Origin of the sequence: Nocardioides abyssi, from assembly GCF_030412915.1 — a bacterium.
GTDB classification, from domain to species: Bacteria; Actinomycetota; Actinomycetes; order Propionibacteriales; family Nocardioidaceae; genus Nocardioides; species Nocardioides abyssi.
In genome coordinates this window covers 1-25,777 of record NZ_JAUHJR010000014.1, presented here as the reverse complement: position 1 = coordinate 25,777, position 25,777 = coordinate 1, and the positions used below count along the sequence as shown (strand labels likewise).

The 25,777-nt window shown below is 74.1% G+C and carries 23 protein-coding genes; 10 read left to right on the top strand and 13 right to left on the bottom strand.

Going from position 1 to position 25,777, the window contains the following annotated elements:
- The first annotated feature begins 26 nt into the window (after positions 1-26).
- The gene (locus QWY29_RS19235) at positions 27-695 is read left to right on the top strand and encodes a DUF998 domain-containing protein (RefSeq protein ID WP_300962829.1); all 669 of its coding nucleotides are present in this window, start codon (positions 27-29) and stop codon (positions 693-695) included.
- Here QWY29_RS19235 and QWY29_RS19230 read toward each other — a convergent pair.
- The 5 genes from QWY29_RS19230 to QWY29_RS19210 form a co-directional block, all read right to left on the bottom strand.
- Positions 649-1,041, bottom strand: a complete 393-nt coding sequence (locus QWY29_RS19230) for an ASCH domain-containing protein (protein WP_300962828.1) — start codon at positions 1,039-1,041, stop codon at positions 649-651. The genes QWY29_RS19235 and QWY29_RS19230 overlap by 47 nt on opposite strands.
- Positions 1,038-1,739 carry a VOC family protein gene (locus tag QWY29_RS19225; RefSeq protein WP_300962835.1) on the bottom strand — a complete coding sequence of 234 codons (702 nt, stop codon included), beginning with the start codon at positions 1,737-1,739 and terminating at the stop codon, positions 1,038-1,040. Before QWY29_RS19225 ends, QWY29_RS19230 begins: the two co-directional genes overlap by 4 nt.
- A gap of 16 nt (positions 1,740-1,755) precedes the next feature.
- Positions 1,756-2,610, bottom strand: a complete 855-nt coding sequence (locus tag QWY29_RS19220) for an ABC transporter permease (protein WP_300962827.1) — start codon at positions 2,608-2,610, stop codon at positions 1,756-1,758.
- Positions 2,607-3,614: an ATP-binding cassette domain-containing protein gene (locus tag QWY29_RS19215; protein ID WP_300962826.1), complete on the bottom strand. Its 1,008-nt coding sequence runs from the start codon at positions 3,612-3,614 to the stop codon at positions 2,607-2,609. Before QWY29_RS19215 ends, QWY29_RS19220 begins: the two co-directional genes overlap by 4 nt.
- A gap of 180 nt (positions 3,615-3,794) precedes the next feature.
- Positions 3,795-4,412, bottom strand: a complete 618-nt coding sequence (locus tag QWY29_RS19210) for a trimeric intracellular cation channel family protein (protein WP_300962824.1) — start codon at positions 4,410-4,412, stop codon at positions 3,795-3,797.
- A gap of 88 nt (positions 4,413-4,500) precedes the next feature.
- Between QWY29_RS19210 and sepH the strand changes: the two genes are divergently transcribed.
- Both sepH and QWY29_RS19200 read left to right on the top strand, forming a co-directional pair.
- Positions 4,501-5,481 carry a septation protein SepH gene (sepH, locus tag QWY29_RS19205; protein ID WP_300962823.1) on the top strand — a complete coding sequence of 327 codons (981 nt, stop codon included), beginning with the start codon at positions 4,501-4,503 and terminating at the stop codon, positions 5,479-5,481.
- 438 nt (positions 5,482-5,919) lie between these two features.
- Positions 5,920-7,926 carry an SDR family oxidoreductase gene (locus QWY29_RS19200; RefSeq protein WP_300962822.1) on the top strand — a complete coding sequence of 669 codons (2,007 nt, stop codon included), beginning with the start codon at positions 5,920-5,922 and terminating at the stop codon, positions 7,924-7,926.
- Here the strand turns inward: QWY29_RS19200 and QWY29_RS19195 are convergent.
- Positions 7,907-8,743, bottom strand: a complete 837-nt coding sequence (locus QWY29_RS19195) for a sulfurtransferase (RefSeq protein ID WP_439117458.1) — start codon at positions 8,741-8,743, stop codon at positions 7,907-7,909. The genes QWY29_RS19200 and QWY29_RS19195 overlap by 20 nt on opposite strands.
- 61 nt (positions 8,744-8,804) lie before the next feature.
- On the opposite strand from QWY29_RS19195, the gene QWY29_RS19190 reads away from it, so the two are divergent.
- The 4 genes from QWY29_RS19190 to QWY29_RS19175 all read left to right on the top strand — a co-directional run bounded on the left by QWY29_RS19190 (position 8,805) and on the right by QWY29_RS19175 (position 11,928).
- On the top strand, positions 8,805-9,458 hold the full coding sequence (locus QWY29_RS19190) for a thymidine kinase (RefSeq protein WP_300962819.1): 654 nt from the start codon (positions 8,805-8,807) through the stop codon (positions 9,456-9,458).
- A 330-nt stretch (positions 9,459-9,788) separates the two neighbouring features.
- Entirely contained in the window at positions 9,789-10,835 is a 1,047-nt protein-coding gene (locus tag QWY29_RS19185; RefSeq protein WP_300962818.1) for a glycosyltransferase family 4 protein, read from the top strand.
- Between the two features lie 62 nt (positions 10,836-10,897).
- On the top strand, positions 10,898-11,422 hold the full coding sequence (locus QWY29_RS19180) for a DUF305 domain-containing protein (protein WP_300962817.1): 525 nt from the start codon (positions 10,898-10,900) through the stop codon (positions 11,420-11,422).
- On the top strand, positions 11,419-11,928 hold the full coding sequence (locus QWY29_RS19175; RefSeq protein ID WP_300962816.1) for a hypothetical protein: 510 nt from the start codon (positions 11,419-11,421) through the stop codon (positions 11,926-11,928). The genes QWY29_RS19180 and QWY29_RS19175 overlap by 4 nt, the downstream gene beginning before the upstream one ends.
- A 7-nt stretch (positions 11,929-11,935) precedes the next feature.
- Here the strand turns inward: QWY29_RS19175 and QWY29_RS19170 are convergent, their stop codons facing one another.
- Both QWY29_RS19170 and QWY29_RS19165 read right to left on the bottom strand, forming a co-directional pair.
- Positions 11,936-12,436, bottom strand: coding sequence for a DUF2652 domain-containing protein (locus QWY29_RS19170; protein ID WP_300962815.1), 501 nt, complete (start codon positions 12,434-12,436; stop codon positions 11,936-11,938).
- A 225-nt stretch (positions 12,437-12,661) separates the two neighbouring features.
- On the bottom strand, positions 12,662-14,386 hold the full coding sequence (locus QWY29_RS19165; RefSeq protein WP_300962814.1) for an MFS transporter: 1,725 nt from the start codon (positions 14,384-14,386) through the stop codon (positions 12,662-12,664).
- A gap of 219 nt (positions 14,387-14,605) precedes the next feature.
- On the opposite strand from QWY29_RS19165, the gene QWY29_RS19160 reads away from it, so the two are divergent.
- Positions 14,606-15,955 (top strand): MFS transporter, encoded by a 1,350-nt coding sequence (locus QWY29_RS19160; protein WP_300962813.1) that lies wholly within the window; start codon positions 14,606-14,608, stop codon positions 15,953-15,955.
- Between the two features lie 51 nt (positions 15,956-16,006).
- On the opposite strand, the gene QWY29_RS19155 is transcribed toward QWY29_RS19160, so the two are convergent.
- Positions 16,007-17,305 (bottom strand): hypothetical protein, encoded by a 1,299-nt coding sequence (locus tag QWY29_RS19155; RefSeq protein ID WP_300962812.1) that lies wholly within the window; start codon positions 17,303-17,305, stop codon positions 16,007-16,009.
- Between the two features lie 83 nt (positions 17,306-17,388).
- Here QWY29_RS19155 and QWY29_RS19150 point away from each other — a divergent pair, with 83 nt between their 5' ends.
- Entirely contained in the window at positions 17,389-17,634 is a 246-nt protein-coding gene (locus tag QWY29_RS19150; protein WP_300962811.1) for a hypothetical protein, read from the top strand.
- Between the two features lie 110 nt (positions 17,635-17,744).
- On the opposite strand, the gene QWY29_RS19145 is transcribed toward QWY29_RS19150, so the two are convergent.
- The 4 genes from QWY29_RS19145 to QWY29_RS19130 all read right to left on the bottom strand — a co-directional run bounded on the left by QWY29_RS19145 (position 17,745) and on the right by QWY29_RS19130 (position 23,207).
- Positions 17,745-18,572 carry a GIY-YIG nuclease family protein gene (locus tag QWY29_RS19145; RefSeq protein ID WP_300962810.1) on the bottom strand — a complete coding sequence of 276 codons (828 nt, stop codon included), beginning with the start codon at positions 18,570-18,572 and terminating at the stop codon, positions 17,745-17,747.
- A gap of 159 nt (positions 18,573-18,731) precedes the next feature.
- A complete protein-coding gene (locus QWY29_RS19140) occupies positions 18,732-19,859 on the bottom strand; it encodes an alkaline phosphatase family protein (RefSeq protein WP_300962809.1) in 1,128 nt (375 codons plus the stop codon).
- A gap of 11 nt (positions 19,860-19,870) precedes the next feature.
- Positions 19,871-20,455, bottom strand: a complete 585-nt coding sequence (locus QWY29_RS19135) for a DUF5998 family protein (protein ID WP_300962808.1) — start codon at positions 20,453-20,455, stop codon at positions 19,871-19,873.
- Positions 20,456-20,510: 55 nt separating this feature from the next.
- Positions 20,511-23,207 carry a bifunctional acetate--CoA ligase family protein/GNAT family N-acetyltransferase gene (locus QWY29_RS19130; protein ID WP_300962807.1) on the bottom strand — a complete coding sequence of 899 codons (2,697 nt, stop codon included), beginning with the start codon at positions 23,205-23,207 and terminating at the stop codon, positions 20,511-20,513.
- Positions 23,208-23,278: 71 nt separating this feature from the next.
- Between QWY29_RS19130 and QWY29_RS19125 the strand changes: the two genes are divergently transcribed.
- Positions 23,279-25,768, top strand: coding sequence for a DNA gyrase/topoisomerase IV subunit A (locus QWY29_RS19125; RefSeq protein ID WP_300962806.1), 2,490 nt, complete (start codon positions 23,279-23,281; stop codon positions 25,766-25,768).
- Positions 25,769-25,777 lie beyond the last annotated feature (9 nt).

The following is a 25,777-nucleotide window of genomic DNA, read 5'->3' as shown; positions in this document are numbered from 1 at the left end:
CCCCAGGGCGGCCCTACGGTGGGCCCGTGCCGGCCACCTCGACGTCCCCGTCCATCCTCGGCCGCCGAGCGGAGCGGTGGGGCGCGCTGGCCCTGGTCGCGCGACCCGCGTACGTCGCCGTCGAGCTGGCCGTCGCGTCGGCGACCACCGGTGACTACAGCCTCCTCACCGACTCGATCAGCCGGCTCGGCGAGTCCGGCTGCTCCCCCGCCTTCTGCTCCCCGCGCCACGACCTGATGAACGCCGCCTTCGGCGTCTCCGGGGCCCTGCTGGCCGGCGGCGCCGTGCTGCTGCGCCGCTCGTGGGGCTCGACCGTCACCGGCCTGCTCGTCGTGTCGGGACTGAGCTCGATCGCGACCGGCCTGGCGCCGCTCGACCAGGGGGTGGCCCTGCACGCCGCGGCGGCCACCCCGCTGTTCGTGGCGCAGCCGGTCGCGCTGGTCGCCCTGGGCCTGCGGCTGCGGGCCGACGCGCCGCGCCCGGCCCGGGCGCTCCTGGTGACCGGCGCGGTCACGGGCGCCGCGGCGGCGGGGTTCGTGCTGGCCGGCGACGGCGCCGCGGCGGGTGCCCTCGAGCGGTTGGCGGTCTGGCCCGTGCTGGTGGCGCTGGCGGGCGCGGCCTGGGCGACGGCCCGCCCCGGGCGGTCGCTCAGACGAGCCGGAACCGCAGGCACACCACCTCCGTTGCGTCCGTGACCGGGGTGCCCAGGCGCTGCCAGTAGCGCCGGTGCCCGCTGCGCCAGTCCTCCAGGTCGGCGTCGCCCTCGCCCTCCGCCTCGGCGAAGGACCACGGGACCTCGCCGAACGTCGTCACCTGCACGTCGGTCACCTCGACCGTGCCGACCTGGGCGCCGTCGTCGTCGAGCAGCGCCAGCCGTTCGCCGGCGTGCTCGAGCACCTCGCCCTCCTCCTCGTACTCGGTGGCGAGCCCGGTCGTCGCCTGCTTCCGCCCCGCCAGGACCAGCCGGTTGAGCTCGGCGCGCAGTGCACCGGGGCTGCCCAGCTCGAGGGCACGCAGCCCCGCGACCCGCGGCCAGGTCACGACGCGTCCCGCGGCGCGAGGGAGGTGGACACGCACGCCTTGTTGCCGTCCGGGTCCGCCACGACGACGTACGCCGGCGCCTGGCTGTCGTCCACGACCGTCCCGCCCGCCGCGACCGCCGCGGCGACCCGCTCCTCGGCGACCTCCGGCGCGACCCAGACGTCGAGGTGGAACCGCTGCCGCGGCTGCTCGTGGGCCTCGGTGCGCTGGAACCAGAGGTAGGGCACCTGTCCGGTCGAGTCCCACACGTCGTCGTCGATGCTGCCGCGGCCCACGTCGTCGGCCGAGCCGGTCAGCAGGGCCGCCCACACCGGGGCGAGCTCGGCCGCCCGGGCCGTGTCGAGGGCGAGCTCGATCGCGGTGATCCCGTGCGGCTCGGCGACCGCGCCCGCCTCGGCCGCGACCGCGCTGAGCACCCGGGCGAGGTCGACGTCGCGCTGGGTCACCCACTCGACGACGTGGTCGGTGCCGGTCTCGTCGCGGTACACCGCGTCCGGGCTGACCAGCCGCAGGCCGACGTGGCCCCGGTCGAGGGTCACCCGCAGGTCGGAGGCGGTGCCCGCGGCCGCCTCGGCCACCGCGCCGGCCAGTCGGGCCCCCGCGGCGAGGTCCGCGACGGCGTACCGCGCGTGCAGTGCCTGGCCCAGCTTGCGCCAGTCCGTGAGCCCGGCCGCGGCGATCTCGGCGTTCCTCAGCATCTCCACCGGCAGCCCCTCAGGTCTTGTTGTTGTAGAGCCGCAGCGCGATCGGCGCGAAGACGGCGGTGATCGCGACCGACAGGAGCACGACGAGGAGGATGTCGCCGCCGTCGGCCGCGTCGTTCATCAGCCCGCGAGCGGCCTCGACGAGCAGGGTGACCGGGTTGACGTCGACGAACGCCTGCAGCCAGCCCGGCATCGTCTCCGGGGGCGCGAAGACCGAGGAGACGAAGGTGAGCGGGAAGAGCACCATCATCGAGATCCCCATGACCGCGTTCGGGGTGCGGACCTTGAGCCCGACGATCAGCCAGACCCAGGTCAGTGCGACGCAGAAGAGCACCAGCAGCGCGACGGCCGCGACCACGCCGAGCACGCCGCCGGGCGCCCGGTAGCCGATCGCGAGGCCGACCGTCAGCACCACGGCCGAGGCCAGGACGTAGCGCAGGGCGTCGCCGAGCAGCGCGCCGACCAGCAGCGCCGGCCGCCACACCGGCAGCGAGCGGAACCGGTCGAAGACGCCCTTCTCGATGTCGGTGTTGATGGTGAGTGCGGTGTAGATCGTGATGAACACGACCGTCTGCGTGAGGATGCCGGGCAGCGCGTACTGGAGGTACTCACCCGGCGAGCCCGAGACCGCCCCGCCGAAGACGTAGGTGAACATCAGCGTGAACATGATCGGGAACATCGTCACGTCGAAGAGCTGCTCGGGGACGTGCTTGATCTTCAGCAGCGCCCGCCACCCGTAGGTGATCGACGCGCCCACCGGCCCGGCGTGGCGGGGCCGCTCGGCCCCGCCGACGGCGGCGATGACGGACGCGTCGAGCGCGCGCGGCTGCGGGCTGGTGGTGTCGGCCCGGGTCGTGGTCGTCATGCCGGGACCTCCTCTGCGGTGGGTCGGCTGGGGTCGGCGCCGGTGGGACCAGGTGCGGTCTCCTCGGCCGGGCGCCCGGTGAGGGCGAGGAAGACCTCGTCGAGGCTGGGCTGGCCGAGGGAGTACTCGCTGATCAGCAGCCCGTGCTCGCCCGCCCGGTGCAGCGCGCCGGCCACGACGGTCGGGTCCGCCACGCGGAAGGACAGCGAGGCCGGGTCGGAGTCGAGCACCGGCTCGGCGTCGAGCGACTCGGCCAGCAGCGCCGCGAGCGCCGCGCGGTCGGTCGGGTCGGCGACGCGCACCTTGACCGCGCCCGAGCCGACCGACGCCTTGAGCTCGCCACTGGTGCCCTCGGCGATCACCCGGCCGTGGTCGATGACGGCGATCCGGTCGGCGAGCTGGTCGGCCTCCTCGAGGTACTGCGTGGTCAGCAGCACCGTCGTCCCCGCCCGCACCAGCGCGCGGATGATCTCCCACACCTGGTTGCGGCTGCGGGGGTCGAGCCCGGTCGTCGGCTCGTCGAGGAACATCAGGTCGGGGCGGACCACGATCGAGCCGGCGATGTCGAGGCGCCGCCGCATGCCGCCGGAGTAGGCCTTCACCTGCTTGCGCGCCGCGGCCGTGAGGTCGAACGCCTCGAGCAGCTCGGCGGACCGCTCCTTGGCCGCCGACCGGGAGTAGCCCTGGAGCCGCGCGATGAGCACGAGGTTCTCGGTGCCGGTCAGGTCCTCGTCGAGCGAAGCGAACTGGCCGGTGAGGGCCACCCGGGAGCGGACCTGCGTCGCCTCGGAGACGACGTCGTGGCCCAGCACGCGTGCCGTGCCGCCGTCGGGCGGCAGCAGCGTCGCGAGCATCCGGATGGTCGTGGTCTTGCCCGCGCCGTTGGGCCCGAGCACGCCGTAGACGCCGCCGGCCGGGACGGCCAGGTCGACGCCGTCCACGGCACGGGTGTCGCCGAAGGTCTTGACGAGCCCGGAGGTCTCGATCGCGAGGTCGGATGTCATGGAGGTCACGCTGGCACGTCCCACCGACAGTGGTCACGGCAATTCTCCTGGGTGCACATGATCCTGCCGACCGGCGGCGGCCGCCGGACTCATCGGCGACGGCCCATCCGACGCATCCGACGCATCCGACGCATCCGACGCGGCCGCCGCCGCGGGCCGCCGGCCGGGCGCCGAGAGGCGTCAGACGCTCGCGGCACCCGGCGCCCGCGGCGCCTGCCACCCCCGCCAGAGGGCCAGCAGCCGCCACACCAGGCACACCGTGGCGCCCACGACGCTGACCGCGACCCGCGGCAGGTCGAGCTCCACCCCCACCACGACGACCAGCGCCCCGGCCAGCGCCGGCGTCGCGTACAGGTCACCACGCAGCACCGCCGGCACCCGCCCGGCCAGCACGTCGCGCAGCATGCCGCCGCCGATCGCGGTCGTCATGCCCAGCAGCGCGGCCGGCACCGGCCCCAGGCCGTGGTCGAGCGCCTTGAGCGCGCCCGCGGCGCAGAACAGCGCCAGCCCGAAGGCGTCGAAGACGTTGACCGTGCGCTCCATCCGCCCCAGCGTCGGGTGGTAGCCGAAGGTCAGCAGCCCCGCCGCCACCGGCACCAGCAGGTACCGCCAGTCGGCCAGCGCCGCCGGCGGGGCGGCGTCGATGAGCAGGTCGCGGATGAACCCGCCGCCCAGCCCGGTCGTCCCGGCGAGCAGCAGCACGCCGAAGACGTCGAGGTCCTTGCGCACCGCGACCAACGCACCGGAGATGGCGAACGCGAAGATCCCGACCAGGTCGAGCACCACGAGCGTCGGCACGCTCGGAGGTTACCGGTGCCGGGGCACCGCCTGGCGTAGGCTCTGGCCCCACGACCAGCAGGAACGACCGGGCAAGGACCACACACCCATGGCGCACCTCCAGCTCACCGGAGTGAGCGAGGACGGCAAGCGCCTGCTGCTGACCGACGAGACCGGTGACGAGCACGAGCTCGTCATCGACCAGCGCCTCCGCAGTGCGCTGCGCGAGCCCCCGCCGAGACGTATGGAGAAGCAGATGGAGAGCACCCTGCGGCCCCGCGACATCCAGGCCCGCATCCGGTCCGGTGAGTCCACCGAGGACGTCGCGGCCGCCGCAGGCACCTCGGTCGACAAGATCATGGCGTTCGCCGGGCCCGTGCTCGCGGAGCGCCAGCACGTCGCCCAGCGCGCCCAGAAGTCCTCGGTCCGCCGCCGGAGCGGCGAGACCGCCGGGACGGCGCGCACCCTCGGGGAGGCCGTCGAGGCACACCTGCGCTCGCTGCACGTCGCCGCCGACGTCGTGGAGTGGGACTCCTGGCGGCGCGACGACGGTCGCTGGGCCCTCGTCGCGGCGTACGAGACCTCGAAGCGCAGCGGCATCGCCGAGCTCACCTTCGACATGCCCGGCAACTTCGTGCTCCTCGACAACGACGACGCCCGCTGGCTCGTCGGCGACGCCCTGCCCGAGCCGGAGCCCGCGCGCGACGACCTCCAGCAGGTGCGCCAGCGCCGGCTCACCACCGTCGACCCCGTCGACCAGGAGCTCCCCCTCGGCGACGACGCGATCTCGCTGGTCCACGACGAGCCGGTCGAGGCGTTCCGCGACACCGACGCTCCCTCCGAGCCCGCCGTCGCCGCCCAGGAGCACGACCAGGCCGAGCAGGCTGCCGACGCCGCCGCCCTGGACGTCACCGACGACGCCCCCACCACCGAGCAGCCCGCCGTCCGCGACGAGCCGGCCGAGGCACCCGCGGAGGAGCCCGCCGCCGAGGAGCAGCCGCCCCCGCGCCGCCCGGTCCGCAAGAGCCGCGGCCGCGCGTCGGTCCCGAGCTGGGACGAGATCATGTTCGGCGGCGGCAAGCAGGACTGACCCGGCCACCCGCTGGTCGAGCAGGGAGGCGCCACAGCGCCGACCGTCGACGAGACCCCGGTGAGCGACGCGGGGCAGCAACCACCCTCGTCAGCCCTCGACGACATCCCCCGGTCCGCCGCCGGGCCGAAGGCCGGCCGCGGACCCGGGTACGCGGCGCGGGTCGGGGCCGGAGGCGGACGACGGGCGGGCAGGCCCGGTCGTGGTTGGGTCTGCCGGGCCGAGACACGAGCGCAGGCCTGGTAGACCGGGCCTGCCCGTCCGGCGGGAGCCGCAGGCCCCGACCCCACCACGGCGTACCCCGAGGCTGCGGTTGGCTCACGGGGTCTCGTCGACGCTCGGTTTCGAGACAGGCGCTGCGCGCCTTCCTCAACCCACCGGCCGGCGCTCGCTGCTCGACCAGCGGGGTGCACGGGCGGCCGGGAGTAGGGTCCGCGCATGTCGTACTTCGTGACCGGCGCCACAGGGTTCATCGGTCGCCACCTGGTGCAGGAGCTGCTCGACCACCGCGAGGGCGACGTGCACGTGCTGTGCCGGGAGGCGTCGTTGCCGCGGCTCGCGGCGCTGGCGCGCCGGTGGGGCAGCGACCGGGTGGTGCCGGTGGTGGGCGACCTGGCCGAGCCCGGCCTCGGCGTCGACCCCGCGTGGGTCGCCGAGCACGCCGGCGGCATCGAGCACTTCTTCCACCTCGCGGCGATCTACGACATGACCGCCGACGACGCCACCAACGAGACGATGAACGTCGACGGCACCCGCCACGCGCTGGAGCTGGCCGAGGCGCTGGGCACGGCCCACCTCCACCACGTGAGCTCTGTGGCGGTGGCGGGCGACTTCCGGGGCCGGTTCGACGAGACGATGTTCGACGAGGGGCAGCACCTGCCCTCGCCGTACCACCGGACCAAGCACGAGTCGGAGCGGATCGTCCGCGAGGAGTCGGCGGTGCCGTGGCGGGTCTACCGGCCGGCGATCGTGGTCGGCCACTCCGCGACCGGTGAGATGGACAAGGTCGACGGGCCCTACTACTTCTTCCCGCTGCTCAAGACCCTCCGCGACACCCTTCCGGCGTGGGTGCCGATGGTCGGCGTCGACGTCGGCGCGACCAACGTGGTGCCGGTCGACTACGTCGCCTCGGCGCTTGACCACCTCGCGCACCTGCCCGACCGCGACGGCGAGGCCTTCCACCTCGTCGACCCCGAGCCGATGCCCGTCGTCCAGGCGATCAACGCGTTCTGCGCCGCCGCCGGGGCGCCGCGTTTCGTCACCTCCCTCGACGGGCCGGGGTTGCTCCCCCGCGTGCTGCGCCCGGCGGCGCTGCTCTCCGGCGTGGTCGGCAACCCGGTGGTGCAGAAGGCGCTGGACCCACTGACCAGCCGCGTCGGCATCCCGGCCGAGGTGCTGGCGCACACGTCGTTCCCGACCGTCTTCGACGCCCGCCGCACCGAGCGGGCGCTGGCCGGGTCGGGCATCGCGGTGCCTGACCTGGAGGGCTACGCCCGCACGCTGTGGTCGTGGTGGGAGGAGCACCTCGACACCTCCACCGGCGACGACCAGCGCATCCGGTCGGCGCTGAGGGGCAAGCACGTCGTGATCACCGGCGCCTCCTCCGGCATCGGCCAGGTCACGGCGCTGAAGGTGGCGCAGGCCGGCGGCGTACCCGTCCTCGTCGCCCGGGGCAAGGACAAGCTCGAGGACCTCAAGGCGCTCATCGAGCTGCGCGGCGGCACCGCGCACGTGCACCCCTGCGACCTCTCCGACCTCGACGCGATCGACGCGCTGTGCACCACGCTGGTCACCGAGCTGCCGTCGGTCGACGTGGTGGTCAACAACGCCGGCCGCTCGATCCGGCGGTCGCTGAAGCTCTCGGAGGGCCGGTTCCACGACTTCGAGCGCACGATGCAGCTCAACTACTTCGGTGCGGTGCGTCTGGTGATGGGCCTGCTGCCGGCGATGCGGCAGCAGAAGAGCGGCCACGTGGTCAACGTCAGCTCGATCGGGGTGCAGACCAACCCGCCGCGCTTCTCGGCGTACGTCGCCTCGAAGTCGGCGCTGGACTCCTGGAGCAACGTCGTCTCCAGCGAGCTGGTCGGCGACGGCATCTCGTTCACCAACATCCACATGCCGCTGGTGCGGACGCCGATGATCGCCCCGACCAAGCTCTACGACAAGTTCCCCACCATCTCACCGGCGCAGGCGGCCGACCTGGTGGTCGAGGCGATGGTCGGGCGGCCGCACGAGATCAACACCCTGCTCGGCAACGCGGGCGCGGTGGCGCACACGCTGGCGCCGCGGCTGACCTTCCGCATCCTCAACCTGGCCTACCACGTCTTCCCGGACTCCACGGCCGCCCAGGGCACGCCCCCGCCGCCGGCCGACGACACGCGGCCGCCGGCCCGCGAGACCGAGCAGCTGATGCTGGCGCGCGTCCTCAAGGGCGTCCACTGGTAGGGCCGGTCGCCACCGGCCGCGACGGGTCGGCCACCCACTCGCTCCAGCTGCCCGGCCACAGCGCTGCCCGGACACCGGCCACCTCCATCGCGAGCACGTCGTGGGTCGCGGTCACCCCCGACCCGCAGTACGCCGCCACGTCGGCGTCCGTCGTGGCCCCCTCGGCCGCGTAGAAGGCGCGCAGCTGGGCCGGGTTGCGGAAGCGCCCGTCGGCCCGCAGGTTGATGTCAGTCGGCACGTTGACCGCGCCGGGGACGTGCCCGCCGACGGGGTCGACCGGCTCGACGTCCCCGCGGTAGCGCTCGGGCGCCCGGGCGTCGACGAGCACCTCCGCGTCGCGCACGCCGTCGACCTCGACGACCGGCATCCCGCCGGGCCGGGCCGTGAAGTCGCCGGGCTCGGGCGTCGTGGGCCCTGTCTCGACCGGCCCACCGGCGGCCAGCCACGCGGGCCAGGCACCGTCGAGCACCCGCACGTCGGGGTGCCCGTGGAAGCGCAGCAGCCACCAGGCCCGCGCCGCGGCCCGACCGGCCCAGTCGTCGAGCACGACCACCGGCCGGTCACCCGAGACGCCCGCGGCGCGCATCGCTGCCTCGAGCACGTCGGTCGGCGGCAGCGGGTGGCGCCCCCGCGGGCCCGCCGGCGAGGCGAGGTCGCGGTCGAGGTCGACGTACGCGCTCCCGGGCACGTGGCCGCGCTCGAACTCCTCGCGGCCCGGCGGCCCGCCCAGGCGCCAGCGCACGTCCAGCACGGTCGGGGCGTCGCCGGCGGTGACGGCGGCGAGCAGCTCCTCGGCGGTGATCAGGGGTGAGGTCACGCGGCCCATCCTGCCGCGTGCCACCGACGGCGCGGGCGAGCCGCCGTGGGAGGATCCGCCGGTGGCGGAACTGCACTTCTTCACCGGGACGATGGACTCCGGCAAGTCGACCCTGGCGCTCCAGACCAACCACAACCACGCCGCCCGCGGCCGGGCGGGCCGGATCTTCACCGCGAACGACCGCGCGGGCGAGGCGCGGATCTCCAGCCGGCTCGGCCTGACCCACGATGCGCTCGAGGTCGGCCCGGACTTCGACTTCTGGCGCTACGTCGTCGAGACGCTCACCCACGGCGGGCGGATCGACTACCTGATCTGCGACGAGGCGCAGTTCTACACCCGCGAGCAGGTCGACCAGCTGGCCAAGGTCGTCGACGAGCTGCAGATCGACGTCTTCGCCTTCGGCATCCTCACCGACTTCCGCACCGCGCTCTTCGAGGGCTCCCAGCGCCTGGTCGAGATCGCCGACCGGATGAACGTCCTCCAGGTCGAGGCGCTGTGCTGGTGCGGCAAGCGGGCCACCCACAACGCGCGCACCGAGAACGGCGCGATGGTCGTCGAGGGCGAGGTCATCGTCGTCGGTGACGTCGACGAGGCAGGGGCCGCGCCGGCCGACGTCGCCTACGAGGTGCTCTGCCGCCAGCACCACCGCCGGCGGCTCACCGCCGCCCGCGCCAAGGCGGTCTCGCTCGCCCCGGAGCCGCTGCCCTTCGGCTGAGCCCGCGGCACCAGCGAGGGGGCAGCCGGCCGGTCCGGTTGCTTCCGGGCACGGAAGCGGGCGGGTGCGGGTGCCTCGACTACTGTGGGGCGCATCACTGCAAGTGGCAGGTCGCAGGCGCCGGTTCGCACGGGTCTCGGTACTGCCGCCGGCAGCAACGTCAGGCGGTAGCGCGATGACCTCGCGGCTCGGCACGACACGACACGCCCTCCACCCGGCCCGGGCCGGACGCCCGTCCTCCGCGGTGGGCAGGTGATCTCCTTCGTCTGGTCCCCCGGTCAACGCCTCCCCGCCGGGACCGGCGGGTCCGAGAACTACACGGTGGGGCAGGTGCGCGAGCTCAACCGTCGCGGCATCCGCGCCCGGGTGGTCACGATCGGGCTCGGCACGGCCGACGGCCGCGACGAGTTCGTGGACGTCCCGTTCGCCTCGCTCGGGGGGTGGGGGGACGTCGAGCACCTCGACGACACGGTGGTCTTCGTGAGCGAGGCACCGGCCGTGCCGACCCGCCACCCCGCGTACCAGGTCCTCCACGTGCCGCCGCCCCTGCGCGAGCACCGCTTCGACGCGATCGTGGAGGGGACGCGCGACCGGACGCTCATCGCGACGAGCAGGTACGCCGCGGGGCTGTGGTCGGCGTTCCTCGACGTGAGCCCGGAGACCGTCCACGTGGTCCACCCGTTCGCCGAGGACGACTTCGCCGCCCACCCCCGGAGCGGCGGCGGTGAGGTCACCCGAGTGCTCTACGCGGGTCGACTGACGCCGGAGAAGGGGATCTACACGCTGCTGTCGATGCTGCACACCGACCTCTTCGACGGGGCCGACCCCGTCTCGGTCACCGCCACCACGGCCGGGTCGGACAAGATGCAGGGAGCCATCATCGAGGCGATGATCCGGACCCACCCCGGCATCGAGGTGGTCGCCGCCCGCCGCACGCCGTCGGGCATGGCCGCGCTCATGGCCGAGCACGACGTGGTGGTCATGCCATCGAACGGGCAGTACTGGCACGAGACGTTCGGGATCGTGTCGATCGAGGCGCAGCACGCCGGGTGCCGGGTCGTGGCCTCCGACGACGGAGGCCTGCCGGAGACCGACTGCGGCGCGCTCGTGCTCGTGGCGCCCGACGACGCCGAGGCTCTCGCCCAGGGAGTGCTCGCGGCGCGGCGCCTCGGGCCGGTCACCCCGGCCACCCGGGCCAGCGCCGCCCGACGCTTCACGGTCGCCGACTCGGTGGACGCCCTGCTCGCCGTGCTCGACGCTCCCCCGGCCGTGACGCCGCGGGCGGTGGTGGCGGAGCTCGAGGCGCTGGTCAGGTTGCCCGCGCGTACGCCGCGACACGACCGGCCCGCGGACGACGAGCAGTCCGTCGGCGTCTAGCACCCCCGGCGCGGGCGCCGCCCGAGCCGGACCGCCACACCCCCGCCAGAAGGAAGCATGCCATGTCCCCCTCGACGCCGGTCCCCGCCGGCACCTCCACCAGCATCAGCAACGACGCCGACCACCGCTACCTCCAGGACGCTCGGGCGGCCCTGCGGCGGGCGATCCCGTTGACCGACTCGGTCCTCCGCGGGCCGGCGGACCCCGAGACCCGGGCGCTGGCCTCCGACGCGCTGGGCGAGCAGACGGCCCAGCTGGCGGCCATCGTGTCCTGGCTCGACGAGCACCCCCTCCCGGGGACGCCCGGCCCGGCCGCCTTGGGCGGCGGCAGCGAGAGCGGCAGCGGCAGCGGCAGCGGCACAGACGCCCGTGCGGGCACCGCCCTGACCTTCACCGACCGGCTGGCCGCCGAGAGCCGGGCGGCGATCGACGCCGCGCGGGCCGAGATGGTCTCCGGCCTGAGCCGCCGCGCCCGCGCCATCGCCGAGGAGTCGGTCCGGTTCCACTGCCGCCGCATCGCCGCGCTGGAACCGACCGGCACGACCTCCGCGCCCGGCCCCGAGGTCGTGGCACACTCCCGAGGGTGACGGTCGACGCGGCACCCCGGGAGCAGACGTTCGCCGCGCCGGCCTCGGCCTGGGTGCTGGCCTGGTCGTCGGTGGCGGTGCAGATGGCGACGTTGGCCGACCGCGGGACCGCCGGCGAGGAGTCCGCCCTGGTCTCGGTGCCGATCGGTGCGCTGCTCGTCGCCTGGGTCTCGGCCGGCGTCGTCCGCGGGCGGATGGTCCGCACCTGCCTCGCCGGCGTCATCCTGCTGCTCGTCGTCGTCGGAGGCGTCCTCGACCTCGTCGCCGGCCCGTCCGCGCTCGAGCTGGCCGGCACCGCCGCTGCCTGCGTCGCTCTCGGCGCGTTCGTCTCCTACGTCCGCAGCGACTGCTACGCCCGGCTCCGCGCCGACCGCCGCACGGCCCTGCCCACCGGGTTCACCGGGCTGGTCGTCCTCGCGGTGGTCGTCGGGGCGCTGGGCGGGCTCACCGCGCCGGTGGCCACCGCCGACCAGGGCTCGGGAGTCCACCTGCGCATCCGGTTCTAGCCCGCCGTCACGACGCCTCAACCGTGCGGCGCCTCAGGCCGAGCATGGCAGGCAGGCCCGCCCCGGCGACGGTGAAGGTCCGGCCGAGGCGCGCGAGCAGGTTCGGCCCCGCCGACGGGGGCGGCTCGAAGGCGGTGAGGTCGGCGACGTCAACCGCGAAGGAGCGGGTGGACCCGATGCCCTCGAGGTCCTCGGAGACCTCGTGCGCAGCAGTCTCCGGGGCGACGCCGTCGCCGAGGCGGTGGAGGTCCTCGGACATCAGGACGTACTCGGGGATCGACACGGAGTTCTTCAGCATCCGGTGCACCAGGATGACATCGATCCCGACCAGCTTGCGCCGCTGCCGGATGGTCTGGGTGGCCACCTCGCCGACGTGCGCGACGAACTTCAGCCGCAGCCTGGCCACCTCGGTGCAGCCGCGGCACGGGCACAGGCTCGCGCCGACGTACCGCCGTTCGTGGTGGAAGGCGCGATGCATCGCTGAGGCGGCGGCGTACGTCGCCGCCACGGGTGAGGTGTCCGCCAGCCGGTCGGCCGGCAGGGCGAGAAGGCCGCGTCCCCCTCGATCTCGACCAGGTCGAACCCCGGCGCGGCGTCGATGACCCGGTCCAGGAGGCGGGACATGTTCACCTCGGCGTGGGCCAGGCTCATGCGGTGGGTCCGCATGTAGTCGGTGTAGCCGCCGATGTCGGCGATCATCAGCAACGAGCGCTGCGTCGGCCGGTCGTGGGTCCTAGGCATCCGGGGCTCCCGGGGGTCGGCCCGCGCCCGGCGCGTCGACGCCGGTGCGGGGTGCGTAGCGGCCGAGCATGTGGTCGACCGCGGATCCTGCTTCGCGGGCGCTCGACGGGAAGCCGAGCACCGCGGTGAGGAACTGTTCGGGGAGCAGCGCGTGCAGGCGGAGCGGCTCGGCCGCGCGGACGGTCGCCGTACGCGGGACCCGGCGCAGCAGCGCGATCTCCCCGAAGCCGTCGCCCGGGCCGAGGGTCGCGACGACCGACCCGTCGCCGACCACCTCAGCCGCGCCGCGCTCGATCACGTAGTAGCGGTCGCCGGAGTCGCCCTGGCCGAACACGGTGCCGCCGGCCGGCACCTCGACGGGCTGCAGGCCACGGGCCAGCTGCTCAATCGCCGGCAGCGGGAGCGAGCCCAGCATGGGCACTCCTCGCAGCAGCGCGATGTCGCGGTCGCGCACCCCGAGGGAGCCGTCCATCCGACGCAGGCGCGACCAGGACATCGCCGCGGCCACCGGGCACAGCACCCCGACCGCGACCAGCGTGGGGCGCAGGCCGACGCTCCCGACCAGCAGGGCCGTGGCGAGGGCGCCCAGGCCCATCGACAGGACCACCAGGCTCTCCAGCACGCTGAACACCCGGGCGAGCACCTCGTCCGGCGCGATGCGCCCCAGCAGGGTGAAGCCGCCGAGGTCGATCAACGCGTTGCCCACTCCGACGCAGGCCAGCATGGCCAGGGCGACGGCCTGCTGCGGCACCGCCCCGACGACCATGACCGGCACGCCCCAGAGCGCGACGCCCGCCGCGAACCACCCGCCCAGCCGCCGGGTGTCGACCAGCATCGACGCGCCGAGGGACCCGAGCACCGCACCGGCGCCGATGGCGGCGTTGAGGAGGCCCACCCCTGGCTCACCGGTGCCGAGCAGGTCGATCGCGACCACGACGGTGAGCACGCTGAGGGCACCGCGGGTCAGCGTCTGTGCGACCGCCAGCCCCATGATGAGCGCCAGGTCGCCGTTGCGGATGACGGCCCGGATCCCAGCGGCCGCCGAGCGCAGCAACGGCACGGTCGGCACGGACGGGCGGGGCGGCGCGTCGTACCGGAGCCCGACCAGCGCGGCTGCCGCGCCCAGGGACGCGAGGGCGGCCAGCGCGAAGACCGCGGTCGGCCCCCCGACGCCCAGGGCCGCCGCCGCCAGCAGCGGACCCGCCACGGTGGCCGTGGAGTCCAGCAGGCCGCGGACGACGTTCGCGCTCGCCAGCTCGTACCCCGTGCGGCACAGCGAGGGCAGCAGCGCCGAGTGCGCCGGCCGGTAGAGCGTCGCGGCCACCGTCGACAGCGCCGCGAGCAGGTAGACGACGGACGTGGGTCCGGACAGCCCGACGACGACCGCCGCGGCCCCCGTGGCGAGCCCGCGCACCGTCGAGACCAGCACGAGCACCCGTTCCCGGCGTCCCCGGTCGGCCCACGGGGACAGGAGCGGTGCCAGCAGCGCGGCGGGCGCCATCCGCAGCAGCCCGACCAGGCCGACCGCGGTCGCTCCGCCGTCGCGGTACGCCACGATGCCGAGGCCGACGGTGAAGGCCCACTCGGCGGTCCAGGCGCCGAGGAAGCTCAGCTGGGTGCGCCTCAGGTTCGGGTTCCGCGCGTTGCTGGCGATCGCGCCCGCCGCTCGGCCGAGCCGCCCCCGGCTCCGCGAACCGGCGGACGGCTCCTCGGCCACGTCCCGCACATCGAGCTCGTTCCTCCAGCGGACCCGCGGGCCCGGCGGTGGCGTCCCACCGCGGGCGTCAGCGACCCATGGCGAGCTGTGCCTCGTCCCCGCGACACTAGGCGGCCCCGGCCGTCCCGGCGTCGCCGATATCAGGTACGCCGTGCCAGGGCTGCGGCCGACGGAAAAGGATGCGACGACTGTCGGCGGGGCGGGGGATGATCGCCCGCGATGCTCACCGCCCTCCGCACCTACGCGACGCCCCCGTCCACCCTCGCCGGCCGCCTGTCGGTGCAGTCGCTGCTGTTCGCCACGGGTGACGGCGCGTTCCTCGCCGGGTCGGCCGTCTACTTCGGCGTGATCCTGGGGTTGTCGCTGGGGCAGGTCGGCATCGGTCTCACGGTCGCGGCGGTCGCCAGCTTCGTCGTCGCCGTCCCCGCCGGGAAGCTCGTCGACCGGTTCGGCCCCAAGCGGATGTGGGCGCTGAGTGCCGTCCTGCAGGGTGCGCTGTTCCTCGCCTGGCCGCTCATCGACAGCTTCCCGCAGTTCGTCGTGCTCGCGGTGGCGATGGAGGTGGCCGGCAGCCTCGGCGGTGCGGCCCACGGCGCGTACGTCCTGGACGTGCTGCCCGCCGCCGAGCGGGTGGAGTCCCGGGCCTACATGTACTCCGCGCTCAACGTGGGGTTCAGCCTCGGCGCGTTCCTGGGCGGGGGCGCGATCGCCTTCGGTGCCGACGTGCTGCGCTGGGCGCCGGTCCTCTCCGCGATCCTCTTCGTCGTCAACGCCGTGGCGATCCTGCGGCTGCCGAACGCCTCCCACGACGTCCGCTCCACCGAGCCCCGGAAGCAGCCGGAGGGGCCGCCGGCCATCCGCAACCGCAGCTGGCTTGCGGTGACGTTCCTGACCGGCGTGCTGTGGTCCAACCAGGTGCTCCTGCACACGGTGATCCCGCTGTGGCTGGTCATCGAGACCGACGCCCCGCACGAGCTCGTGGCGCTGCTCTTCGCCACCAACACCGTGATGTGCATCGTGCTGCCCCGGCTGACGGCGCGCGGCATCCGCGACATCGACACCGCCCTGCGCGCCGTGCGCCTGTCCGCGGTCTTCTTCGCGCTCACCTGCATCGTCACCCTGGCCACCCACGAGACCGTCGGCTGGATCACGGTCGTGCTGTTCTTCGTCGGCCACATCGTCCTGACCTGGGCCGAGCTCTACCTCTCCGCCTCGGGGTGGACCTTCGAGGCCGAGCTGATGGACCCCCGACGGCGCGGGGACTACCAGGGCGTCTCCGAGCTGGGCAACACGCTCGGCCGGTTCTGGGCCCCGGCCGTCTACGGCTTCCTCGCGATGGAGTGGGGCGCCTTCGGCTGGCTGACCATCGCCGCGATCGTGGGCCTCGCGGCGGCCGCGATGCACCCGGCGACCCGCGCCGGACGGCGCTACCTCGAGCGGCACGTCCCGCCGGACGTGCTCGCCGATGCCCGGGCCGGCTCCCCCGAGCAGGCGCCTCCCCCGCCGACCACGCTGACCGAGCCGCTCGACCCCGGCACGACGGTCACCGACACCCCCGTGCCCCGCTGAGCGAGGGCGCTCAGCGGCGGCGCTCAGCGGCGGCGCCGGGCGGCCGTCGGGTCAGTCGCGGTAGACGACCTCACCCCACCCCGAGCTGCTGCCGGTGACGTTGAGGACGGCGACGTGGCCGCCGCCGCTGGCCACCTCGAACTGGGTGGGGTTCTCGAAGGGCGAGTAGTCGGCGTCGTCGGCCAGCAGGCGCCGTCTCGGCGACGTCGGGCCGGCACCGTCCCACGTCCACACGTCCAGCCACTTCCCGGCCTCGGACCGGGTCGCCGAGAGGACGACGACGCGGCCGCGCGCAGCGTGGAGGCTCGTCGGGAACGATGTCCCGACGACGCGGGTCCGCCGCAGCGCGCCGTCCTGCTGGCGCGGGAGCAAGGCGACGCCGGACCCCCAGCCCAGGTAGACCCGCCCGCCCGGGGCCACGACGAGGTCCGCTGCGCCGCCGGACCGACGGGACGACAGCAGCTGCCGCGTGGTCGCGCGACCGTCGGCCGCTCCGGCGTACCGCCGCTCGACGAGCACCGACCGGTCCCCGAGCGGCCGCCACCACGCGACGACGGTCGTGCCGCCACCGAGCACGGCCACGTCGCCCTGGCCGGCACCGGCCACCCTCGCCGAGGACCGCACCACGCCTCGGGGGTCGACCAGCGAGAGCGTGAGCCCGGAGTGGACGGTGTCGGTCCCGCCGTACTGCGCCGGGACCTCGGTCCCTGTCGTCGTCAGCACCGCGTAGCCACCCGCCGGGGCAGGGCTGATCGCGTGGACGTGCGTGCCGGGGAGGGTCCGTACGGGCTGCAGGGCGCCCCCGGGCCGGACGACCCGCAGCTGGGCGCCCTCCGAGGCCGAGTGCCAGCCGACCGCGACCGTCCCGTCCGTCCCGGCCGTGGCCGAGAGGTCGTCGGTGCGCTCGGTGGTGAGCAGCCGCCCGCCGCCGACGCGGCCCGACGGGCTCACGCGGCGTACGTCGATCCCGCGAGCGCTCGACCACACGATCGTGCCGACGCCCCTGCTGCTCACCACAGCCTCCAGGACGGCGTCCTCCCAGCGGTCGGGCTCCGCCGCCAGCGTCAGCAGCGGACGCAGGGTGCCGCTCCGCTCACGCCACCGGGCGCACCTGACCCAGTCGGGGCTCCTCGGGGTGCCGCGGTCGCAGCTGAAGACCAGCAGCGTCCGGCCGCCCTCACCGACCGCCACCCGGGCGGGAAAGTCGACCGCCACGCCGCGCGGCGCCACTCCCCGGGGCTCGGTCCACGACGGCCTCGCCTCTGCCGGAGCGGCCACCGCGAGCCCCGACGCCGTCATCGCCAGCGCCGCCACCAGACCGGCGAACCGGGCGCTCGTCCTCGCACTCATGCCCGGACCCTAAGCCCCACGCGACACACCGGACACCGGCCTCTCACCCCATCCGTCGTGCACGTCGGCGGCGAACCCCTCTCATGAGCCAGCCCGACACCATGTTCGCCAGCCGCAGCGTCGGCGCGCACCTGCTCCGCGGGGCGCTCGGGCTGCCGATGATGGTGGCGGCGTTCGCACTCATCCCCTGGCTGGGACCGCTCAGCCTCCTGCTCGTCGTCCCCGCCGCGGTCCTGCTGCGCGGCTGCCCCACCTGCTGGGCCCTCGGCCTGGCCCAGACCTGCGCGATCGACCCGCGGGCGTCAGCCGCGGCCTCGCTCCGGGAGTGACCGGGCGGCGGCGCCTCGTCGTCGGACGGGAGCACCGCTTGATCCAGGACCGTCGCCCCGCCTGAGGACGCGTCCGTCGGCGCCATCGGTCCCGTCCGACGACGCCAGAATCAGTTCCTGTTGTGGCCGAGCGACCGCGCGTGCAGCACTTCCTTCCAGTACGACTCGCGCTCGAGCACGTGGTCGTCGTCGGTCCGCATCGACCAGTACTCCAGGAGCGCGAACCGCATGTTGGTCCGGTAGTACTCCTCGCCCTTCTCGTCGACGAGCTGCTTGAGGCCCACGTTGCCGCCGTGCAGGGTCGCCGCGTACGTCGCCCACCGTTGCCAGACGCCGGTGTCGCCGTAGGCGGACCCGACGTAGCGCTGCCCGGTCTCCTTGTCGTGGATGACGTAGACGCCCTTCATGCTCTCCAGCGCGATCCGCCAGTCGGCCCGAGCCTGAGCGACGACAGCCTGCAGGTCGGCCAGGCTGTGGTTGATCCGGTCGTGCCCTGGGAACGGGTCCCCGGCGAACGGCTCCTCCAGGATCGACGAGACGACCATGGTGGGGAGGACCGACTCCATCGTGCGTCGGATGTTCCTGCCCGTCCTCTTGTGACGGATGTAGAGGCGGCGGATGAACGGACCCATCAGGTCCTCCCGGAGCGCCACGGAGTACGAGTGCGCCTGCTGCTCGGGGCGACGGTCCAGGACCTCCCAGATCCCGCCGAAGAGCCAACGCGTCGCATCGTGCTTGTCCTGGGCGACCGAGAAGATGAACTGACGGTTGAAGTCGTCCTTCACGCTGCGCCACGAGTTCCAGCCCTGCCACTCCTGCTGGTTCGTCGCCAGGACGTCGACCGGGTGCTTGACGCCGTTCCAGACGGCGAAGTGGACCTTGAAGGACGTCGCGTCCACTCCCGCTGGGAGGAGCGAGGCGAGCGGAATGGCTTCCATGGCTCGACCCTAGGAGGGCGCACCGCCACCCTCGGATCACCCCAGCCTCGTCGTCGGACGGGAGCAACGCTCGATCCAGGACCGTCGCCCCGCCTGAGGACGCGTCCGCCGCCGCCATTGGTCCCGTCCGACGACGGAGGAGCAGCGCCGGCCCGCGGCTCAGTCCACGAGCACGGGGATGAGCATCTCCTCCGGGGTGAGCGACCCGTGCAGGCCGACGAGGGTCTTCTCGTAGGCGAAGTGGGTGGTGGAGAAGACGCCGTGGTCGCCGGTGGAGGCGACGACGACGTCGCCGAGGCGGGGCAGGACGGAGGCGTCGACCGGGCCGAACCAGCCGCGGCGGATCGCCTGCTCGCGGGTGAGCACGTCGGCCCGCTCCCCCAGCACCGACGACCAGGTGGCGACGACGTCGTCGACGGCACCGCGCTGGCAGTAGAGGTGGCGGAAGCGGGCCTCGCCGCCGAGCAGGGCCACGCCGTCGCCGAGCTCGGGATGGTCGTCGACGTCGAGACGGTGCTCGGTCGGGCAGTCGACCATGCCGTGGTCGGCGACGATGACCAGCCGCACGTCGGCGGGCAGCGCCTCGCGGAGCTGCTCGGCCTCGGAGTCGATGCTGGAGAGCTGCTGGAGCCACTGGCTGGAGGAGACGCCGTAGCGGTGGCCGGTCCAGTCGAGGTCGCTGTCGTAGAGGTAGGTCAGCGAGGGCCGCTCGATGGAGGCGGCGATCGCGGCGGCGACGCGTTCGCCGACCTTGTCCGCGCCGACGTACTCCGCACCCCGCGAGCCCGCCACGGTCAGCCCGCTCCCGGCGAACTCGCGCTTGTTGACGACGGTGGTCGTCACGCCGGCGGCGCGCAGCCGCGCGAAGGCCGTCGGGTGCGGCTGCCACTCCAGCGGGTCGACGTCCTTGGACCAGAGGAGCGCGTTGAGCAGCCGGTCGGTGCCGGGCACCCGCGTGGTGAAGCCGACAAGCCCGTGCACGCCGGGCACCAGGCCGGTGCCGAGCGAGGTCAGGCTGGTCGCGGTCGTCGACGGCACGCCGGCGGTGGCGGGCTCGCGGCCGAGAAGCGAGGAGAGGTACGGCGCGGCGTGGCCGTGTCGCTCGAGCAGCCGGTGGCCGAGCCCGTCGATGAGGAAGACGACGTACGACGACGCGGGCGGCAGGTCGAGCCGGGTCGGGGCGGGGCCGAGGTCCACCCCGAGCGCGACCGCGACCGCGGGGACGACGTCGGAGAGCGACCGCTGCCCGTAGGCGGGCTCGTGGAACGCCTGCGCTGGACCCGGCACGAGCCCCGGCCTCAGGCGTGCGTGGCGGCGGAGAGGGACTCGGCGAAGGACAGCAGCCCGTGGACCGCGTCCGCGCCGTCGGCCGCGGCCGAGACCCGCAGCGAGAAGTCGTCGGAGGACAGCACACCGGTGTAGCCGTGGTCGGCCTCGCACTCGGGGTCCGCGCAGCCGGCGGGCTCCAGGTCGATGCGGGCGACGCCGCCCCAGCCGATGGTCATGACGACCTCGGCGGGCCGCGAGGGGCCGGAGGTGGGGTTGGCGATGTTGCGGGTGACGACGACGGACTTCACCGCCGAGAGGCTGACCGCCTCGGTCGAGGTGGAGGTGTAGGGCTCCGGGAGGAGGTCGTCGCCAGGGTGCTCGTCGGTGTGGGCGAGCACCAGCCGGGACGGGGTCAGCACGACGACGGAGAGGTGGCGACGCACCTCGTCGCGCTCGAAGGTCGGCTCGTGGTGGACGAAGAACGACACGACCTGCTCGCCGGCCACCGCTGCGGCCACGCCGTCCGCGACGACCTCGGGGTAGTAGCCCGTGCGGTCGATGGCGTGCCGGAGCTCGGTGGCCCGGTCCCGGTCGTCGGTGGTGCGGGTGCGCATGGGGCGAAGTGTGTCACGCGGCACCCCCGTCCACCCCAACGGCGCGGGAGGTCGCTCAGCCCGGGATCGTGTCGCCCGGGGCCTGCGGGAGCCGTCGCACGAACCAGTCCGAGCGCGGGTCGGTCACCGGCTCCACCCGGGCGCCGGCGGTGAGCACGCTCGAGCCGTGGGCGCCGGCCAGCACCAGGGACAGCTCCAGCGACCGGACCGGCGGCAGGTCGTTCTGCAGCTGGGAGATCCGCAGGATCAGCCGCTCGACCTCGGCGACGTCGACGACCTCGCTGCCGCGGTATCCGAAGAGCATCGGCGCGGCCTTGATCTCGCGCACCATCGCCGCGGCGTCGCGCTCCGTCAGCGGGGGGATGCGGTAGGAGCGGTCGGTGAGCAGGTCGGTGATCGGCCCGGAGATGCCGAAGGAGACCACCGGCCCGAAGAGCGGGTCCTCGATCGAGCGGATCGAGACCGGCACGCCCGGCTGGGCCACCTTCTGCACCACGAAGCCGGCGCCGGCGGGGTCGCCGATCACCGACGACAGCGACTCCCAGGCGTCGACCATCTCGTCGGCGTCGTCGATGTTGCGCCACACGTGGGCCAGGTCCGGCCGCTCGCGCAGGTGGTCGGCGGTTGCCTTGAGCACCACGTCCCAGCCCAGCCGCTCGCCGGCGGCGCGGGCCTCCTCCAGCGAGCTGACCCGCTGCACCGGCCACAGGTCCACGCCGTACGCCGCCAGGAGCTCGGCCAGCGTCTCCTGGCTCAGCTCGGTGCCCTCGGGGTGGTCGACGAGCACGCGGTCGACGACCCGCTTGGCGGCGGCCCGGTCGACGGTGTCGCCCACCCGGGACGGCGCGTCCGGCGTGCGCAGCCACACCGCGTAGTCGACGACCCGCGCGAGCGCCCGCACGGCGTACTCCACCGCGGGGTAGGACGGCACCGAGCCGCGACCGGCCGTGGAGCCGGCGACGTCGGGGACGCGCAGCAGTTCGGGGACGCCCTCGGCGCCGAGGAAGGAGGAGACCAGCGGCTTGTCGGACTGCTCGCCGACGGCGGCGAGCACGTTGGCGACGTCCTCGCCGGAGACGTTGAGCGGCGGGATGTAGACGGCGACGACCGAGTCGATCTCGGGGTCGTCGATGGCGGCGTCGAGCGCGTCCTCGAAGTCGTCGGCGGTCGCCTCCGCGCCCAGCGCGACGGACTTGTTGACGACCAGGCCGACCGCGGCGGCGGCGTCGGCGGCGAGCAGGCCGAGCGCGTCGGAGTTGCCGACGATCGCGACCCGGCGCCCGCGCGGCAGCGGCTGGTGGGCCAGCAGCTGGGCGACGTCGAACATCTCTTCGAGGGTGTCGACCTGGATGACGCCGGCCTGGCGGAACATCGCGTCCACGGCCTGCGGCGGCGCGGAGATCCGGCGCACGGCGTGCCCCATCGGCACGCCCTGGGTGGTGCGGCCCGAGCGGACGGCGATGATCGGCTTGCGCAGCGAGACCCGCCGCGCGATGCGGGAGAACTTGCGCGGGTTGCCGATGGACTCCAGGTAGAGCAGGACGACCTCAGTGGAGTCGTCCTCCTCCCAGTACTGCAGGAGGTCGTTGCCGGAGACGTCGGCGCGGTTGCCGGCGGAGACGAAGGTCGAGAGGCCGAGGCCGCGGTTCTGCACCTTCTCCAGGATCGCCGAGCCCAGCGCGCCGGACTGGCAGAAGAAGCCGGCGCGGCCGCGCGGCGGCATCACCGACGACAGCGAGGCGTTGATCGAGACCGCCGGGTCGGTGTTGATGATGCCCAGGCAGTTGGGGCCGATCAGCCGCAGGCCGTAGGAGCGCGACAGCCCGACGAGCCGGCGCTGGCGCTGGCGGCCCTCCTCGCCGGTCTCGGCGAAGCCCGACGAGATGACGACCAGGCCGTGCACGCCCTTGGCGGCGCAGTCCAGGACCACGTCCTGCACCGACTCGGCGGGTACCGCGACGATCGCCACGTCGACGTCGTCGGGGATGTCGCCGACCGACTTGTACGCCGGCATGCCGGACACCGCGGCGGCCGTCGGGTTGACGACGTACACGCGTCCGGTGAAGTCGCCGGTGACCAGGTGCCGCACCAGCGCCTGGCCGATGGTGTCCTGGCGCCGCGAGGCGCCGATCACGGCGACCGACCGCGGGTTGAAGAACCGCTCGATCGAGGCGGCCTCGGCCTTGTGCTCGCGCCCCTGCATCACCCCGATCGCGGTGTCGGTGGCGGTGATGGGGAACTCCAGCGCCAGCACGCCGTCCTCGTACTCGCTGGCCACGTGGTAGCCGGCGTCGCGGAAGGTCTGGATCATCCGGGTGTTGTCGGGCAGCACCTCGGCGACGAACCGCTCGACGCCGCGCTCGCGGCCCGCCTGGGCGAGGTGCTCGAGCAGCAGCTGGGCGATGCCGCGGCCCTGGTGCTTGTCCTCGACGAGGAAGGCGACCTCGGCCTCGCCCGGGCGGACGACGTCGTAGCGGCCGACGGCGATCATCTGACCGCTCAGCGTCAGCACGAACGCCACCCGGTCGTGGTGGTCGACCTCGGTGAAGCGCTTGACGTCGCGGTCGGAGAGCCGCGGCATCGGGGAGAAGAACCGGTAGTACTTCGAGGTGTCGGAGACCCGGCTGTAGAACTCCACCATCAGGTCGGCGTCGGCCGGCTCGATGGGGCGGATGTGGGCGGTGCGTCCGTCGCGGAGGAGGACGTCGGCCTCCCAGTGCCGGGGGGCGGTGGGCACGTCCTGCTCGGTCACGCTGAGGAATCTAGCCGGTCGCCGGTGTGCCCCGAGCCGGTCCCGCCCGCCCGACGGGGAGAATGGGCGCCATGGCACGACGTACGACTCCCCCGCCGCCCGAGGACTTCGAGGAGCACATCCTCGACACCGACATCCAGCAGGAGATGGAGACGTCGTTCCTGGAGTACGCGTACTCCGTCATCTACTCCCGCGCACTGCCCGACGCCCGCGACGGCCTCAAGCCGGTGCAGCGGCGGATCCTCTACACGATGAACGACATGGGCCTGCGGCCCGACCGCGGGCACGTCAAGAGCGCCCGCGTCGTCGGTGAGGTCATGGGTCGGCTGCACCCGCACGGCGACGGCGCGATCTACGACGCGATGGTGCGGATGGCGCAGCCCTGGTCGATGCGGCTGCCGTTCATCGACGGCCACGGCAACTTCGGCTCGCCCGACGACTCCCCCGCCGCGATGCGCTACACCGAGGCCCGGATGGCGCCGGCCGCGGTGGCGATGACCGCCTCGATCGACGAGGACACCGTCGACTTCCGGCCCAACTACGACAGCCGCGAGATGGAGCCGTCGGTGCTGCCGGCCGCGATCCCCAACCTCGTCGTCAACGGCACCACCGGCATCGCGGTCGGCATGGCCACCAACTGCGCGCCGCACAACCTGGTCGAGGTCGTCCAGGCGCTGCGCCACCTGATCAAGGACCCGAGGGCCACCCTCGACGACCTGATGCGGTTCATCCCCGGCCCCGACCTGCCTACCGGCGGCAAGATCGTCGGCCTCGACGGCATCCGCGACGCCTACGAGACCGGCCGCGGCACGTTCAAGATGCGCGCCAGCGCCCGGGTGGAGAGCGTCACGGCCCGCCGCAAGGGCATCGTCGTCACCGAGCTGCCCTACGGCGTCGGCACCGAGAAGGTCATCGAGCGGATCAAGACGCTCGTCCAGGCCAAGAAGCTCCAGGGCATCGCCGACATGAAGGACCTCACCGACCGCGAGCACGGCCTGCGGCTGGTCATCGAGGTCAAGAACGGCTTCGTCCCCGAGGCGCTGCTCGAGCAGCTCTACCGGCTCACGCCGATGGAGGACAGCTTCGGCATCAACAACGTCGCGCTCGTCGACGGCCAGCCCCGCACGCTCGGTCTCAAGGAGCTGCTCGAGGTCTTCCTCGAGCACCGGTACGACGTCGTGCGCCGCCGCTCCACGTTCCGCCGCGGCAAGGCCGCCGACCGGCTCCACCTGGTCGAGGGCCTGCTGGTGGCGATCCTCGACATCGACGAGGTCATCCAGCTCATCCGCTCCAGCGACAACGCCGACCAGGCGCGCGGCCGGCTGATGGACGTCTTCGAGCTGACCGAGCCCCAGGCGACGTACATCCTGGAGATGCAGCTGCGCAGGCTGACGAAGTTCAGCCGGATCGAGCTGGAGAAGGAGCAGTCCGAGCTCCAGCGCACCATCGAGGAGCTCGACGCGATCCTCGGCGACGACGCGCTGCTGCGGAGGGTCGTCTCCGACGAGCTGGCCGAGGTCGCCAAGACGTACGGCACCCCGCGGCGCACCGTCCTGCTGGAGTCGGCCGGCGCGCCGGTGACCAGCGCCGTGCCGCTCGAGGTCGCCGACGACCCGTGCTTCGTCTACCTCTCGTCCTCCGGGCTGCTCGCGCGGACCGCGACCGACGAGGCACCCGGCCAGGGCGGCGGGCGGGCCAACCACGACGTGGTCGTCTCCGCCGTCCGCGCGACCGCCCGCGGCGAGGTCGGCGGCCTCACCAGCACCGGCCGGCTGGTGCGCATCGGCGTGCTCGAGCTGCCGCAGCTGCCCGGCACCGCCAACGACCCGCACCTGGCCGGTGGCCTGCCGGTCAGCGAGATCCTCGCCCTCGAGCCGGGCGAGCAGCTACTCGCGCTGTGCACGCTCGCCACCGAGGGCCCCGGCCTCGCGCTCGGCACCCGCCAGGGCGTGGTCAAGCGGGTCAACCCCGAGGTGCTCGGCAAGGACGAGTGGGAGGTCATCCGGCTCGCGGACGGCGACGAGGTCGTCGGCGCGGCCGAGCTGGCCACCGGCGCGGAGACGCTCTGCTTCGTCACCACCGACGCCCAGCTGCTCCACTTCGGCGCCGACGCGGTGCGCCCGCAGGGCCGCTCGGGCGGCGGCATCGCCGGGGTCCGGCTCACGGACGGCGCGTCGGTGCTGTGGTTCGGCGTGGTCGACCCCGACGCCCCCGACGGCTCGGTCGTCGTCACCGCCTCCGGCTCCTCGACGGCCCTGCCCGGCACCGAGCCGGGCGCGGTCAAGGTCACGCCGTTCGCGGAGTACCCGCCCAAGGGCCGCGCGACCGGCGGCGTCCGCTGCCACCGGTTCCTCAAGGGCGAGGACGCCCTGGTGCTCGCCTGGGTGGGCACCGCGCCGGCCCGAGCGGCCGCCGACAGCGGCGCGCCGGTCGAGCTGCCGCCGGCCAACGGCCGGCGGGACGGGTCCGGCGTGCCGGCTCCCCAGCCGATCGCCGCGGTCGCCGGCCCGGTCGCTGCCCGTCTCGGCGGCGGCCCGGCACCCGCCGGTGTGGAAGGCTGATCGCGTGCT